Consider the following 13,546-nt stretch of genomic DNA (forward strand, 5'->3'; position numbering starts at 1 on the left):
CCTGGTGTGGCCCCGGACTCGCAAGGTCCGGAAGTATGATGGCTTGTATTCGACAAGCGTTAACGCACGGAAAGCGCTGACGATCCGTTACAGGTCTCCGTGCATGATGTCGCCACCCACCACCGTGGCCGTGACCTGCACGTCTTTAATGGTCTGCGGGTCGACGTCGTAGATGTCATCGGAGAGCACCACGAAGTCCGCGAGTTTGCCCGCGCTCAGCGTGCCCTTCATGTGCTCCTGATGGGACGCGTAGGCGCTGCCCACGGTGTAGGCGTGCACCGCTTGGCCGACCGTGATGCACTCTTCCGGTACGAACTGGGCGCCCGACGCGGTGCGCCGGTTGACCATGTCGTGAATGTTGTACAGCGGCGGGTAATCCACCACCGGCGCGTCCGTGGAAGCCGGAGTCACCATGCCCGCATCGAGGAGGGACTTCATGCGGTAGCACAGGCGGGTGCGCTTCGCACCGAGTGCCCTGGCCATGCCGTCGCCGAGTTCATTGACAAAGCGACCCTGGGGCACCGGAACCACACCCAACCGTGCGCAGCGGGCCACCTGCTCGTCACTGGCCACACCGAAGTGTTCGATGCGGTGGCGGGCGTCCTCGCGGGGGAACTCGTTGTGTGCTTTCTCGAAGATGTCCAGCACCACGTCCACGGCGCCATCGCCGATCGCGTGCACGGCCAGCTGCCAACCGTTCTGGTGCGCGGCCAGCAGACGGCCCTCCAGCCACTCCCGGGGGAATTGCAGGAGGCCGACATTCTCCACTCCGTTCTCCGCATCAGCGGCGTATCCCTCGGTCATGAAGGCGGAACGGCCGATCAGGGAACCGTCCGAGAGCACTTTGACCGCGCCGATCCGGAACCAGTCATCACCCAGGCCCGAGCGGATTCCCAGATCCAGGCCGAAGGGCTGGTCCTGCCCGGGGAAGTCGTTGGCCACGTCCTGGCCGCTGGGGTCAATGGGGTGCAGCGTGGTGAGGTAGGGCATCACGGTGGCGCGCACCCGCAACCGGCCCTGATCCTTGGCCAGTTGATACGCGGCAATGTCCGTGAAGGACTGCCCGAGGTTCGCGGGTGAACCCAGGCCGGGCTCGGTGACGGAGGTAATGCCGGCGGCCAGGGCGGCGTCGCACGCGGCCGCGATCTGGTCCGCCACGACGTCGGTGGTCTTGACCGGGAGGGCCTCCTGGACCAGGCCGCGAGCGGTCTCCGACAACAGGCCCTGAGCGGCGCCGTGCTCATCGAGGGGCACCTCACCACCCACGGGAACCGTGAAACCCCGTCGACCGGGGTACCCGGCGCGCTCGAACGCCGCGGTGTTCACCACGGCCATGTGACGCGAGTTGTGCCACAGCCACACCGGATTCTGCGGGCTGACCTCGTCCAGTGCGACCGCGGTGGGGTGCACACCGTCCAGGTAGTTCTGGTCGTAACCCTGGCCCATGATCCATGCGCCGGGATCGGCACCGGCGACGGCGTCACGCACCGCGCCAATCAGATCGTCCATGGTGGAGATCGCGGACGGACGAAGATCCAGCTGAACCAGGGACTCGCCCAGGAAGCTCAAATGGCAGTGGGCATCGTTGAAACCGGGGACCACGGCGGCTCCCTTCAGGTCCACCACGCGGTCGAAAAGATCGGGGGAAAGCTGATCGTCCAGGCTCACGACCTTCCCCTGGTGCACTCCCAGGCTGTGCGCCATGGGATGATTCGGATCCTGGGTATGGATTGTGCCGTTGGTGAAGATCACGTCCAGAGCCATGAGGTCTCTTACCGTCCTGTTCTCAGGCGAGCCATGTCCGCTACCGCCCGAAGTGGGAAGACGCGGGAACCTGGCTCACCGTCTCGTGCCGGCCGTGAATGGCGGCGGGGGCGGTTCCATCGTCTCCCGCCGGGGGCCACCTGTCACTTGCCCGCCCTTTAATGCTCCTGCGGGGCACAATATGACGCATAACCCCACGAACAGGAGAAGCTCATGGCCTTCGATCCGAAGGAGCGTGTTCCTGACAGCTGTGACGTTGTACATCATGTTCGACTTCAGTAACCCGCACTGGTACTACAGCCTGATTGCGGGCGTGGTGCTCGTGGTGGGCACGATCATCGGTTACGGCGTGTCCGAACGTCACGTGGCCAAGAATGGCCTGCCCGACCTCGGCCCGACCGCAACACACGAAGAAGAGCCGCTGGACCAACAGCAGCGTTAAAGTGGGAGCGGACCGAATTTCCACTTCTGAACCAGGAGGAACCATGGACAACGTGAACAATCTGCCGTCCGCATCCATTGACGACATCCCCGAGGGCGCACCCGTCCTGGACGTCCGCGAGCAGGACGAATGGGATGCCGGGCACATCCACGGCGCCCAGCACCTGCCGCTGTCCCAGCTGGCCGAGCGCACCGGTGAAGTTCCGGTGGACGAGGATGTCTACGTCATTTGCCGCTCCGGTGGCCGCTCGCTGAAAGCCACGGCCTACCTCGCGCAGTACGGGTTCGATCCCGTCAACGTGTTGGGCGGAATGGGTGCTTGGGCAGATGCCGACAAGCCCCTGATTTCCGAAAACGGCGAAACTCCCCGCGTCCTGTGAACGCGGCAATCTCCGGCGTGGCCTCGGGTCCCACTGCGGATTCGGGGCCACACCCGCGTCGGTTCGCTTTCCTGGGTCCGGAGGGCACCTTCACCGAGGCGGCCCTGTTGCAGGTCCCCGGCGCGCGGGAGTCCGAACGGATCCCCATGGCCTCCGTTCCCTCCGCTCTCGCGGCCGTTCGCGAGGGCGTCGTGGACGCCGCGGTGGTCCCCATCGAGAATTCGGTCGAGGGCGGCGTGACGGCCACACTCGACGACGTCGCGTCGGGCTCCGAGCTCCGTATCCTCCAAGAAATTCTGGTCCCCATCCAGTTCACGCTGGTGGCACCGGGAGAGCTGCCGCTGAATCGAATTCAAGCCATCTCCACCCATAGCCACGCATGGGCGCAGATCCGCGGGTGGGTCGAACAAAATCTCCCCGGTGTGGAATATGTTGCCGCGTCCTCCACGGCGGCCTCCGCCGTGGCGTTTCTGGACGGTCACGGCGGCACCCGGTCCGAAGGCGTGGGTTACGACGCCGCGGTGTGCTCACCCGTGGTGGTCGACCGGCACCCCGAACTCGCCGTTCTGGCCGAAAACATCGGCGACAACCGCAATGCCGTGACTCGTTTCATCTTGGTGGCCAGCCCCGATGCCACCATGCCCAAACCCACCGGCGCGGATAAGACCTCCGTGGTGATTCCGCTGTGGCAGGATCGTGCTGGAGCGCTCATGGAGATCCTTGAGCAGTTCGCCACCCGCGGGGTGAACTTGTCCCGCATCGAATCGCGGCCCACCGGAAGCCACCTGGGTGACTACTTCTTCAGCGTGGATGTCGACGGTCATATTTACGATGACCGCGTGGCAGACGCCTTGATGGGAGTGCGCCGCATGTGCCCGCGCACTCGGTTCTTGGGTTCCTATCCGCGAGCAGATCAGCGAGTCATCGAGGTTTCCAAACAGCACTCGGATGCCGCATTTATTCAGGCCCGTTCCTGGGTCGACCACTTGAGAGGACAATTACCCCGTGGAAATTGAAGGCTGGAGTCAAACACTCACAGCGGGCCCATTGCTGTTGATCGCGGCCGCGGCGATCGCCGTGTTGTTGGTGCTCATCATCAAACTGCGAGTTCACGCGTTCCTCGCACTCATCATCATTTCCGCGCTGACCGCTTTCGCCACCGGAATCCCCACCGGTGAAGTGGTTCCGGTGCTGCTCTACGGTTTTGGCAACACCCTGGCCAGCGTGGCCCTGCTCGTGGGTCTGGGCGCCATGCTCGGCCGTTTGCTCGAAACCTCCGGGGGCGCTCAGGTGCTCGCCGACAAGCTCATCGGGATCTTCGGTGAGAAGCGTGCCCCGCTCGCCCTGGGTGTGGCGTCCTTGCTGTTCGGCTTCCCGATCTTTTTCGATGCCGGCCTGGTGGTCATGCTCCCGGTGGTCTTCTCCGTGGCGCGTCGGCTGGGCGGAAGCGTGTTGACCTACGCGCTGCCGGCCGTGGGTGCGTTCTCTGTGATGCACGTGTTCCTGCCGCCCCACCCGGGCCCGGTGACCGCCGCGACCTTCTTCGAAGCGAACGTCGGGTACATCATCCTGGTCGGCCTGGTGTGCGCCATCCCGTCCTGGTACCTCTCGTCTTACTTGTTCGGCAAGGTCATGGGGCGCAAGATCAACCTTCCGGTACCCAGCATCCTGGGTGAGGCCGAGAACGTGAAGAACCCGCCGTCGGTCGGTCTGGTCGTCATGCTCCTGTTGCTGCCCATGCTGTTGATCTTCCTCAACACCGGCCTGGGTACCCTGGCCAAGTCCGGGGCGGTGTCGGAAGAGACCGCGGGTCAGGGCTGGTACGAGTTACTGCGTGCCCTGGGTGAGACTCCCATTGCGCTGACGATCACGTTGATCATTGCCGCGCTGACCATCGGCAAGGTTCGCGGCATGAGCGGATCGGCCATTGAGAAGACCTTCGAATCGGCACTCGGCCCGGTCTGCTCGGTCATTCTGATCACCGGCGCCGGTGGCATGTTCGGCGGGGTGCTGCGTACCTCGGGTATCGGTGACGCCCTGGAGAATGTGCTGTCCGATGTGGGTATCCCCGTGATCCTGGCCGGCTTCGTCATTGCCGCCGTCTTGCGCGTGGCCCAGGGCTCGGCCACCGTGGCATTGACCACCGCGGCCGGCCTGGTGGCTCCCGCGGTGCTTGCCGGTGACTACAACGCCTTGCAGCTGGCCGCCATGGTGGTTGCCGTGGCCGCTGGTTCCGTGGTGCTGTCCCACGTGAACGACTCCGGCTTCTGGCTGGTCGGCCGCTTCCTGGAAATGGATGTCAAGACCACGTTCAAGACCTGGACGGTCCTGGAAACCATCATCGGTGTGGTGGGCTTCTCGATCGCCGCCGTGATCTTCGGCCTGGCCGGAGCCGCCTAGCCTGCGGCCCCACCGATGACGACGCCGCCGCGTCCCTTACTCTTACAGCCCCGGTCCGGGTGCCAGAAGTGGGGAATGCGGCGGCGTCGTCCATTGTGACGTTCGAGTCGCGGGAGCGGCAGCGTTAGATCTTGTCCGGATCCGCGGCGTTGATGACCGGGGCCTCGGGTTCGTCCAGGTCGGCCATGGAGGGGGCCACGCGCACGCGCAGGGAGCTGGGGAACACCTCTGACTCGAAAGCCGTGATCTTGCCCAGGGAATCGCCGTCGATCTGGGATTCTGTGGCGTCCCAGAATTCCGCGCGCACGTGCTTGCCGCGGTGGAAGTCGATGACGGGCAGGTCGTGGGTGTGGCGCAGAAGCACCTTGGCGGCCATCCGGGCCCAACCGAGCATGCTGCGGGGGCTCATGACCACCAGGTCCAGCACACCGTCGTCCAATTTGGCATCCGGAACCAGCACCATGCCACCCGTGAGCTCACCGCAGTTGCACACCATCACCGAGCGAGAACGCGCGGATTCCCATTCGCCGCCGTCCACCCGGAAGCGGGCCCAACCGGGCCGGTTGAAGAGGTGGCGGGCGCCGGCCTCACCATAGGCAATCCAGCCGACCATGTCCTTGAGGTCGTCCTTGGTGTCGGCCATGATCTGTGCATCGAAGCCACCGCCGCCCATGACCAAGAAACGGTTCTTGTCCGTGGTGCCGTCCTCGCGTTCCACGTTGAAGGACACCGTGTCGATGGATTTTTCGGAACCGAACAAGGCCACGTCCACGCACTGGCGCGGATCGGCCAAATTGGCACCCAAGTTGCGGGCCAGCAGGTTGCCGGTGCCTAGGGGAACGAGCCCCAGGGCGGTATCGGTCCCGGCCAGCGTTTCGGCCACGGCTCGCACGGTGCCGTCGCCGCCTGCGGCAAGGACCACGTCCGCGCCGTCCTCGACGGCGCGCCGGGCCATGGAGTACCCCGAGTCGTCCACTTCGGTCAGATAGAACTCGGGATCGGACCAGCCACCCTTGCGGCACGCCAGGATCACGGCGTCGCGGGCCTCATCGGCTTGGAGCTTGATCGGGTTGAGCACCACAGCAACACGCTGCGGCACCAGAGAATTGGTGCGCACGGGAGTCTTTCTCGGTAGGAGGAACGGTCACCTGTTTACCAGGGGTAGTCTACGGTCGCCAGCTTGACGTGAGCCACGTGCGGCAGCGGGTTCCGCGTTAGTCTGCCCCGTTCGCTACCCTGGAACGGTGATCGATATCAATGAGCTGCGCGCCCACCCCGACCTGTTCCGTGCTTCCCAAAAAGCCCGAGAGGCGGACGAGAGCCTGGTGGATCGAATTCTCGACGCCGACGCCCAGCGCCGCACGGCCATCACCGAGTTCGAGAACCTCCGCGCGGAGCAAAATGCGTTCGGCAAGAAGGTCGCCAAGGCACAGAGCGAGGAAAAGCAGGCATTGCTCAGCCAGGTCAAGCAGCTCGCTGCGGATGTGAAGGCCACCCAGGCCACCGCCGACGCCGCCCAGCAGACTCAGCAGGCACTGCTCGCTCAGCTGCCCAACCTGGTGGAAGAGGGGGTACCTTCCGGTGGTGAGGAGGACTTCACGGTGCTGCGGACCGAGGGCACGCCGCGTGATTTCGGGGCCGAGGGTTTCGAACCCAAGGACCATCTGGAAATCGCCGAACTGCTCGACGGGATCGACATGGAACGCGGTGCCAAGGTCTCCGGGTCCCGGTTCTACTTCCTCAAGCGTGACATCGCCCGCTTGGAGAACGCGTTGTTGCTCGCGGCCCAGGACCTGGCTCTGGACAACGGTTTCATTCCCATGACCACGCCCAACCTGGTGCGTCCGGAGGTCATGAGCGGCACCGGTTTCGACGTGGAACACGATGACGAAATCTACCGGGTGGAGAAGGACGACCTGTACCTGGTCGGCACCTCCGAGGTGGCCCTGGCCGGCTACCACATGGATGAGATCCTGGACCTTTCGGGCGGTCCGCTGCGCTACGCCGGGTGGTCCTCGTGCTACCGCCGCGAGGCCGGATCGGGCGGTAAGGACACCAGAGGCATCATCCGCGTGCACCAGTTCAACAAACTGGAAATGTTCGTCTACTGCACCCAGGATCAGGCCGCCGCCGAGCACGAGCGGCTGTTGGCCTGGGAAGAACACATGTTGCGGGCATGCGGGCTCAGCTACCGTGTGATCGACACCGCCGCCGGTGACCTCGGCACCTCCGCGGCCCGCAAGTTCGACTGCGAAGCCTGGGTCCCCACTCAGGGCCGCTACCGCGAGCTGACCTCCACGTCCAACTGCACCACCTATCAGGCCCGTCGCCTGAACATTCGTGAGCGGCTGCCGGAAACCACCGGTGCCGACGGCAAGCCCAAGAAGGCCGGCACCCGCGCCGTGGCCACCCTGAACGGCACATTGGCGACCACTCGCTGGATCGTGGCGATCCTCGAGACGCACCAGCAGCGGGACGGATCCGTGGTGATCCCCGAGATCCTGCGGCCCTACATGCGCGGTCAGGACGTGATGCGCCCGGTGAACTAGGGCGCCGAGGAGTTCACGCGCCCTTAACCGTGTGGTCTGCGTCGTGTCATCGGGTGCTGGTGGTGTGACACCATGACTGTTATGACTCAAACACAGGCTGGCATCGATGACCGGCAGCAAGAACAACTGAAATCAGCGGCGGACACGCTTCCCCCCACCAAGGTCCAACCCGTACGCGTGGGCTCGTGGACCAAGGAAGAAGGGGTCAAGTACCTCGTCGCTCTGGATGTCGACGGCACCCTGGTGGATCACGACGGCAAGATGTCACGCGCCGTGAAGGACACCGCCCGCGCGGTGGTCGCGGCGGGTCATCACGTGGTGATCTCGACCGGCCGCTCCATGGGGGCGACCCTTCCCGTGATCCGGCAGGTGCACATGGAGTCCGGGTACGCCGTGTGCTCCAACGGTGGCATCACACTGCGGCTGGATCCGCAGCTCGAGAACCACTACGAAGTGGTGGATCGCGTGAGCTTCGATCCTTCATCCGCGTTGGAGGCCCTGGCGGACAAACTGCCCGCCGCCAAGTTCGCACTCGAGGGTGCAGACGGACAGTTCTACTCGACCGAACGGTTCCAGGACTCGTCCTTCGGTATTGAAGCGATCGGCGTGGATTTGAAAACGCTGGCCGAAACACCCGCGGTGCGCCTGGTCGTCTACAGCGCCAACGACACCCCCGAGGAATTCGCCAAGGTGATCGATGAGGCCGGCCTGCACGGAGTGACCTACTCCGTGGGATGGTCCTCGTGGTTGGACGTGGCGGCCAACGGGGTCTCCAAGGCCAGTGCTCTGGAGCAGATCCGGCGTCAGCTGAACGTGGACCCCGCTCATACGATTGCCATGGGCGATGGCCGCAACGACATTGAAATGCTCGACTGGGCGGCCCGAGGTGTGGCCATGGGGCAGGCCCCGGACGAAGTGGCCAAGGTGTGCCACGAGGTCACCACCACCGTGTACGAGGATGGGGCCGCCCGCATTCTGCGGACGCTGCTCTAGATTCAGACACTGCTCGTGGCCGCGGGGCCACCGCATGAAACGCGTGCGTGAACTGCGATACTGAGAACGTGTTTGTGATGACATTGACTCAGCGCGTGGAGGACGGCTCCCGGCCCAGCTCCGAGATGGACCGTCAGCTCACGCGCGAGTTGGGAGATCTGAGCACGAGCGCGCCGTTCCAACCCACCGGGCCGGGCGAGGTCCGAGGGCTCACCGAAGACCCCGAGGCAGCCGTGAGCGCGACAATGATCGCTTTGCGCGACGGTCGTTATGCGGTGGCCATCGGGGTGGGTGAGGTGTTCCTGACACGCGTGACCGACCCGCAGGGTCGGTTGGCCGTTGCCGCAGACGGAGCAGGAATGCTCTACGGCCACGAGGCCGCCGCGACCGTGCGCGGCATCGATCGCGTGGCGGTGCGCGTGTGCGCGGCGGATCAGCAGTCCGCGGCCGAGGCGCAGGCGGTGCTCAAGCTCGTGGGGCGCATTGTGAGCGTGCGTAGTGAGGCCGAATGGCGCGTGGTCGACCTTCTGACTCCGGGGGCGAGGGGGCAGCAGAAGGACGTGGCGGCCCAGCTGGGAATCACTCCGCAGGCGGTGTCCAAGGCTGTGGTGCGCTCACTGTGGCACGAGGAATGGGATGCCCGACCCGCCGCAGCCACCCTCCTGCGGCGCTGCGCGGAACACTTCTAGGCGCTCACCACCAGACATCCACGGCGTAACCACCCTCGGTCAGCGCGAATTCCAGCTCGGGGGCGCATTCCATGGGCAACCGCAGCGATCCCAGAATGTCTTGCGCGTCGAAATAGCCGGTCAGCCAGGTGAAGGCCGAGTGTGTGCTGCTGAGCCTTTCGCACAGCGCTACCACCTGATCCAACCGGTCGGGGGTGCTCAGCACCCAGAAGGACTCGACGTCGGTGAGCTGGAACAGGCCCACCCAAGGCAATGATTGGCTGCCCCCGCCTGTTTCGCCCTGCTCCGCCGAGGGCTCTCCCGGGAGGGAAGATTCCTCGCCACGTTCGACCTCACCATCCGGGCCGCCCCCGTCCCGGGGAGACCAGACCCAGCCCCCCGGCGCGGCGGGGCCCAGTGCCGGTGCCAACGGGTCCAGTTCCCAGCGCGGTGCGCGGGTCAGCCATTCCGGGCTGCTCGGCGGGAACAACGGGCCGTCCACGGGGGCGGGCCATTTCTCGGACCAGGTGGCCCAGCTTCCGGCGCTGATGCGATCCCAGAAACTCTGCATGGGTAGTTGGACGGACAGTTCCATGACGCTGGTGTGGGAGCGCAGCCAGCCCGCCGGCGCGTCCAGGAGGGGATCCTGTAACGCCTCGTTGGTGTACGGTCGCGCAGCGATGTCCGTGTGGACGGCCGGGGAGACATGCGGGTTCACACCGGCGGCGGCCAGAAGCTTCTGCACGGCCGTCACCAAGCGGTCAGCGCCCAGTAACTGTGTGCACGCGCTGCCGTGGAACACATATACGCGCTCGTAGGGCGCGGGGTGTGAGCCAAGCACGGAGATCACCTCGAACGGGCGGGAAGCAACGGGTGGGCCGAGCGCCGTCGCACGCTGTCTGCGGGGCGTTCACAAGACATCCCACCACAACGCACCGACATGCACAGGCCGCTGGATCATCCCGGCGCACGGTGTTGGCCGGTGAAACGGAACCCCGCACCCATTAGCTGGTGCGGGGTTCCGGAGGTTTCGGTGTCGAAACTCAGTCGTCCTGTTCGGCCTCTGCGGCGGAATCGTACTCGGACTGCTGGAAACGTTCCTGAGCTTCCACGATCAGGCGCTCGGCGGTTTCCTTGCCTTCCCAGCCCTCGCCCTTGACCCATTTGTTGGGTTCCAGGTCCTTGTAACGCTCGAAGAAGTGCTGGATCTCCTTCTGCCTGAACTCGTTGACGTCCTCCAGGCCCTGGATCTCGTCGTAGCGCTTGTCCGTGGATACGCACAGCACCTTGGCGTCACCGCCGGCTTCGTCGGTCATGTTGAACACGGCAATGGGGCGGGCTTCCACGATCACGCCGGGCATGATGTCGACGTCCATGATGATCATGGCGTCCAGCGGATCGCCGTCCTCACCGAGGGTGTCCTCGAAGTATCCGTAATGAGTGGGGTACTGCATGGACGTGAACAGCACACGATCCAGGCGGATGCGACCGGTCTCGTGGTCGATCTCGTACTTGACGCGGGATCCGCGGGGGATCTCAATGGTGACGTCCAGCTCCATGGCAGCACTCCTCGTATTCGAGTTTCGGTTGTGACGGGGTACGCGGTGGGCACCCCGACTTCACGTTGTCACCCACGATAGCGGCACGGGGCGCGCACGGGGCAATCAGCGACGCCGCTCGGATCCCCCATCGTTTCGTGTCGGCCCGCGCATGCGAAAGAATGACCGTATGCCTCAGCAGAGTTCTCGGCCGCCCCGACGTAGCAGGAGCCTCCTCGGACCGGTGGTCGCCGGGTTGCTGATCATCGCGCTGATTCTCGGCTCGGTGTGGGCAATTCCCGCCGTGCTCGCGGAAACCGAGGCGGGGGAGCCCGGCCGACCCATCAACGTGGTTTCCGCCCCCGCGGAGCCGGGGGAGTTGCCCGGGGTACTGGACGCCGCGGCGTCGTCGTCGGAAGGCCCGGGCACGGCTGACGATGTCATCCAGGAAACGGTGACCGCAGAGCTGGCCGGCGCGCCGGGCAGTTCGAGTGTCACCGTGTTGGACGCGGAGTCGGGTCAGGTGCGTGCCGAGCGAGCATCGGGTGAGGCCCGCATCCCCGCATCCAACCAGAAAACATTGACCGCACTGACCGTGGCGGAGCACCTGGACCCGTACTCGCGCCTCGCCACCGCCGTGGAGACGGGTGAGGATCCGCACCGCCTCACGCTCGTCGCGGGAGGGGACACACTGTTGGCGCCGGGCAAGGGTGACCCGGATGCCGTCAACGGCCGGGCCGGGCTCGAGGACCTGGCCGAGCGGACCGCGAGTGCGCTCACGGAGCGAGGCGTCCGGGGCGAGATCACGGTGAGCCTGGATACGTCACTGTTCTCGGGACCGGCGCTGAACCCCGGGTGGGCCCAGGAGGACGTGGCGGCCGGTGAGATCACGGCCGTCTCGCCCCTGGCCATGTACTCGCACAGGGTCCCCACCTCCGACGGGAAGGACCCGGGGTCCCGTGGTGAACGGCCCGAGAACGCGGGGGAAGCTGCCGCGGACGAATTCCGGGAACGGCTCCGGAACCAGCTAGGAACACGGGCCACCGTGACCCCCGGTGAGCACGCGAGGCCGGAACAAGCCGTGGAACTCGCGCGCGTGGAGTCCGCGCCCCTCCACGAACAGGCCGCGTACATGCTCGCGCAATCGGATAACTCCTTGGCGGAAACACTTGCGCGCGTGGCGGCGCGTGAAGCCGGGGAACAGGGCAGCGTGACGGGTGTGCAACGGGCCATCCGCGCCACACTGGAGGCGCACTCGATCGACGTGGCCGGCGCGGACGTCATTGACGCCAGCGGAATGGCAGTGTCCAACCGCGTCACCACGGGACTGCTGGCCCAGGCCACCCGGGCACTGCTCATCGATCCCGATGCGGGTCCTTACGGACAGGGGCTGCCACTGGGTGGCGCCACCGGAACGCTCACGGACCGGTTCGACGACCCGGACGAGCGGGCGGCCAGAGGACTCACCCGCGCAAAGACCGGCACCCTCAATTCCGTGGTGTCGTTGAGCGGGTACGTGCAACGGGCCGGGGGCGAGGTGCTGGTGTACTCGGTGATCTTCAATGACGTCCAGGGACAGACAGGCGCCGCCAGGGACACCGTGGACCGCACGGTGGCTGCGCTCGCCCAAGGCTGAACCCGAGACAGTGTGGCACTCAGTTCTCTGTGGTTGAGTGGTGGGCATGACTCAAGACGTGGCACGACCCTCACTCGTGGACTGGGACTCCGCGGCTCAGATCGCTGCCAAATTGACCCCGCCCGGGCCCACTCCCAAACCCCGGGAAATGAGCAAGGCCGTGGAGTCCCTGCGCTACTTCGCTCACGAATCGGTCCAGCACGTGCACAACATCACGCGACTGGACGCCGCCGAGAACCTGCGCGATTCCAAGATCCTGGTGGTCGACCGTGCCGGGTGGGCCAAGGCCAACACCCAAACGTTCTCGGTGCTCATGCAGCCGATCTTCGACAGGATCCGGGAGAAGAATCCGGAGAAGGTCGACGCCGCCCTGCGCGGGTTCGCGCCCACGGCCGCGGCGGCCGAAATGGGCGCGATGGTCGGCTTCCTCTCGTCCAAGGTGTTGGGCCAGTACGACCCGTACGCGGGCCTGGTCTCACCGGAGGCAGCCGAATCCCACCCGGGCGGACGGCTGATGTTCGTGGCTCCCAACGTGCTGTGGACGGAGCGGGAGATCAATGTCGAGCCGGACGATTTCCGGCTGTGGGTGTGTCTCCACGAACAAACCCACCGCGTGCAGTTCGCTGCCGCGCCCTGGTTGCGCGGGCACATGCTGGAACAGATCTCCACACTGGGGTCCTTTGACGTCTCCCCGTGGGAGCGGCTGAGCGCGGTCGTCTCGTCCGTGACCGGCAGGAGTGTTGCGGGGCGCACCGACTCGGGTCTGGGTCCCATCGGTCATTTGCTGACCGAGGAGGAAAAGGCCACGGTGTCCCACCTGACCGCCGTGATGTCCCTTCTCGAGGGCCATGCCAACGCCGTGATGGACGCGGTGGACTCTTCAATCGTCCCCACCGTCAAGACCATTCGGCGTCGTTTCGACTCGCGCTCCGAGAATCACGGGGCCCTGGACCGGGCGATCCGCACCCTCATGGGGATAGACGCGAAAATGCGCCAGTACGGTGACGGCCAGAAATTTGTGGAGTACATCGTGGACCGGGCCGGAATGGACGCGTTCAACACGGTGTGGACCTCGGCGGATACCCTGCCCGACGAAACGGAAATCCACGATCCGCAGCGCTGGATGGATCGGGTGCTCGGGTGATGCCCTTGCCGCGCAGCGCATAGGTACGGCGGA

13 protein-coding genes are annotated in these 13,546 nt (G+C 65.5%); 9 read left to right on the forward strand and 4 right to left on the reverse strand.

Annotated features, from left to right (window positions below; genetic code table 11):
• Positions 1-87: 87 nt before the first annotated feature.
• Positions 88-1,764, reverse strand: coding sequence for an amidohydrolase (locus ABEA06_RS05255; protein ID WP_345310819.1), 1,677 nt, complete (start codon positions 1,762-1,764; stop codon positions 88-90).
• Positions 1,765-1,999: 235 nt separating this feature from the next.
• On the opposite strand from ABEA06_RS05255, the gene ABEA06_RS05260 reads away from it, so the two are divergent.
• Genes ABEA06_RS05260 through ABEA06_RS05275 form a run of 4 tightly spaced genes read left to right on the forward strand, consistent with a single transcriptional unit; the run spans position 2,000 to position 4,985 of the window.
• The gene (locus ABEA06_RS05260) at positions 2,000-2,206 is read left to right on the forward strand and encodes a hypothetical protein (RefSeq protein WP_345310820.1); all 207 of its coding nucleotides are present in this window, start codon (positions 2,000-2,002) and stop codon (positions 2,204-2,206) included.
• A gap of 43 nt (positions 2,207-2,249) precedes the next feature.
• Complete coding sequence (locus tag ABEA06_RS05265; RefSeq protein WP_303383799.1) at positions 2,250-2,585, forward strand: rhodanese-like domain-containing protein; 336 nt, start codon at positions 2,250-2,252, stop codon at positions 2,583-2,585.
• Positions 2,582-3,601: a prephenate dehydratase gene (pheA, locus tag ABEA06_RS05270; RefSeq protein ID WP_345310821.1), complete on the forward strand. Its 1,020-nt coding sequence runs from the start codon at positions 2,582-2,584 to the stop codon at positions 3,599-3,601. Before ABEA06_RS05265 ends, pheA begins: the two co-directional genes overlap by 4 nt.
• Positions 3,591-4,985: a GntP family permease gene (locus tag ABEA06_RS05275; RefSeq protein WP_345310822.1), complete on the forward strand. Its 1,395-nt coding sequence runs from the start codon at positions 3,591-3,593 to the stop codon at positions 4,983-4,985. Before pheA ends, ABEA06_RS05275 begins: the two co-directional genes overlap by 11 nt.
• 124 nt (positions 4,986-5,109) lie before the next feature.
• Here ABEA06_RS05275 and ABEA06_RS05280 read toward each other — a convergent pair whose 3' ends face one another.
• Positions 5,110-6,102, reverse strand: coding sequence for a diacylglycerol/lipid kinase family protein (locus ABEA06_RS05280; protein ID WP_303383204.1), 993 nt, complete (start codon positions 6,100-6,102; stop codon positions 5,110-5,112).
• Between the two features lie 127 nt (positions 6,103-6,229).
• Between ABEA06_RS05280 and serS the strand changes: the two genes are divergently transcribed.
• The 3 genes from serS (at position 6,230) to ABEA06_RS05295 (ending at position 9,216) form a co-directional block, all read left to right on the forward strand.
• A complete protein-coding gene (gene serS / locus ABEA06_RS05285) occupies positions 6,230-7,534 on the forward strand; it encodes a serine--tRNA ligase (RefSeq protein WP_345310823.1) in 1,305 nt (434 codons plus the stop codon).
• Between the two features lie 81 nt (positions 7,535-7,615).
• The gene (locus ABEA06_RS05290; RefSeq protein WP_345310824.1) at positions 7,616-8,527 is read left to right on the forward strand and encodes an HAD family hydrolase; all 912 of its coding nucleotides are present in this window, start codon (positions 7,616-7,618) and stop codon (positions 8,525-8,527) included.
• Positions 8,528-8,595: 68 nt separating this feature from the next.
• Complete coding sequence (locus ABEA06_RS05295; RefSeq protein WP_396415722.1) at positions 8,596-9,216, forward strand: hypothetical protein; 621 nt, start codon at positions 8,596-8,598, stop codon at positions 9,214-9,216.
• Between the two features lie 4 nt (positions 9,217-9,220).
• Here the strand turns inward: ABEA06_RS05295 and ABEA06_RS05300 are convergent, their stop codons facing one another.
• Both ABEA06_RS05300 and ABEA06_RS05305 read right to left on the reverse strand, forming a co-directional pair.
• Positions 9,221-10,036 (reverse strand): hypothetical protein, encoded by an 816-nt coding sequence (locus ABEA06_RS05300; RefSeq protein ID WP_345310825.1) that lies wholly within the window; start codon positions 10,034-10,036, stop codon positions 9,221-9,223.
• Between the two features lie 202 nt (positions 10,037-10,238).
• Positions 10,239-10,754 carry an inorganic diphosphatase gene (locus ABEA06_RS05305; RefSeq protein ID WP_312396894.1) on the reverse strand — a complete coding sequence of 172 codons (516 nt, stop codon included), beginning with the start codon at positions 10,752-10,754 and terminating at the stop codon, positions 10,239-10,241.
• A gap of 169 nt (positions 10,755-10,923) precedes the next feature.
• Between ABEA06_RS05305 and dacB the strand changes: the two genes are divergently transcribed.
• Positions 10,924-12,369 carry a D-alanyl-D-alanine carboxypeptidase/D-alanyl-D-alanine endopeptidase gene (dacB, locus tag ABEA06_RS05310; RefSeq protein ID WP_345310826.1) on the forward strand — a complete coding sequence of 482 codons (1,446 nt, stop codon included), beginning with the start codon at positions 10,924-10,926 and terminating at the stop codon, positions 12,367-12,369.
• A 46-nt stretch (positions 12,370-12,415) separates the two neighbouring features.
• Complete coding sequence (locus ABEA06_RS05315; RefSeq protein ID WP_345310827.1) at positions 12,416-13,513, forward strand: zinc-dependent metalloprotease; 1,098 nt, start codon at positions 12,416-12,418, stop codon at positions 13,511-13,513.
• Positions 13,514-13,546: the final 33 nt, after the last annotated feature.

The sequence above is a fragment of the Kocuria gwangalliensis genome, assembly GCF_039544365.1.
Taxonomy (GTDB): domain Bacteria; phylum Actinomycetota; class Actinomycetes; order Actinomycetales; family Micrococcaceae; genus Kocuria; species Kocuria gwangalliensis.

What these genes read in the sequence shown, in the direction of transcription:
- dacB (WP_345310826.1), top strand. Translation starts at nt 10,924, where the DNA reads ATGCCTCAGCAGAGTTCTCGGCCGCCCCGACGTAGCAGGAGCCTCCTC.
- ABEA06_RS05265 (WP_303383799.1), top strand. Translation starts at nt 2,250, where the DNA reads ATGGACAACGTGAACAATCTGCCGTCCGCATCCATTGACGACATCCCC.
- ABEA06_RS05305 (WP_312396894.1), bottom strand. Translation starts at nt 10,754, where the DNA reads ATGGAGCTGGACGTCACCATTGAGATCCCCCGCGGATCCCGCGTCAAG.
- ABEA06_RS05315 (WP_345310827.1), top strand. Translation starts at nt 12,416, where the DNA reads ATGACTCAAGACGTGGCACGACCCTCACTCGTGGACTGGGACTCCGCG.
- ABEA06_RS05290 (WP_345310824.1), top strand. Translation starts at nt 7,616, where the DNA reads ATGACTCAAACACAGGCTGGCATCGATGACCGGCAGCAAGAACAACTG.
- ABEA06_RS05255 (WP_345310819.1), bottom strand. Translation starts at nt 1,764, where the DNA reads ATGGCTCTGGACGTGATCTTCACCAACGGCACAATCCATACCCAGGAT.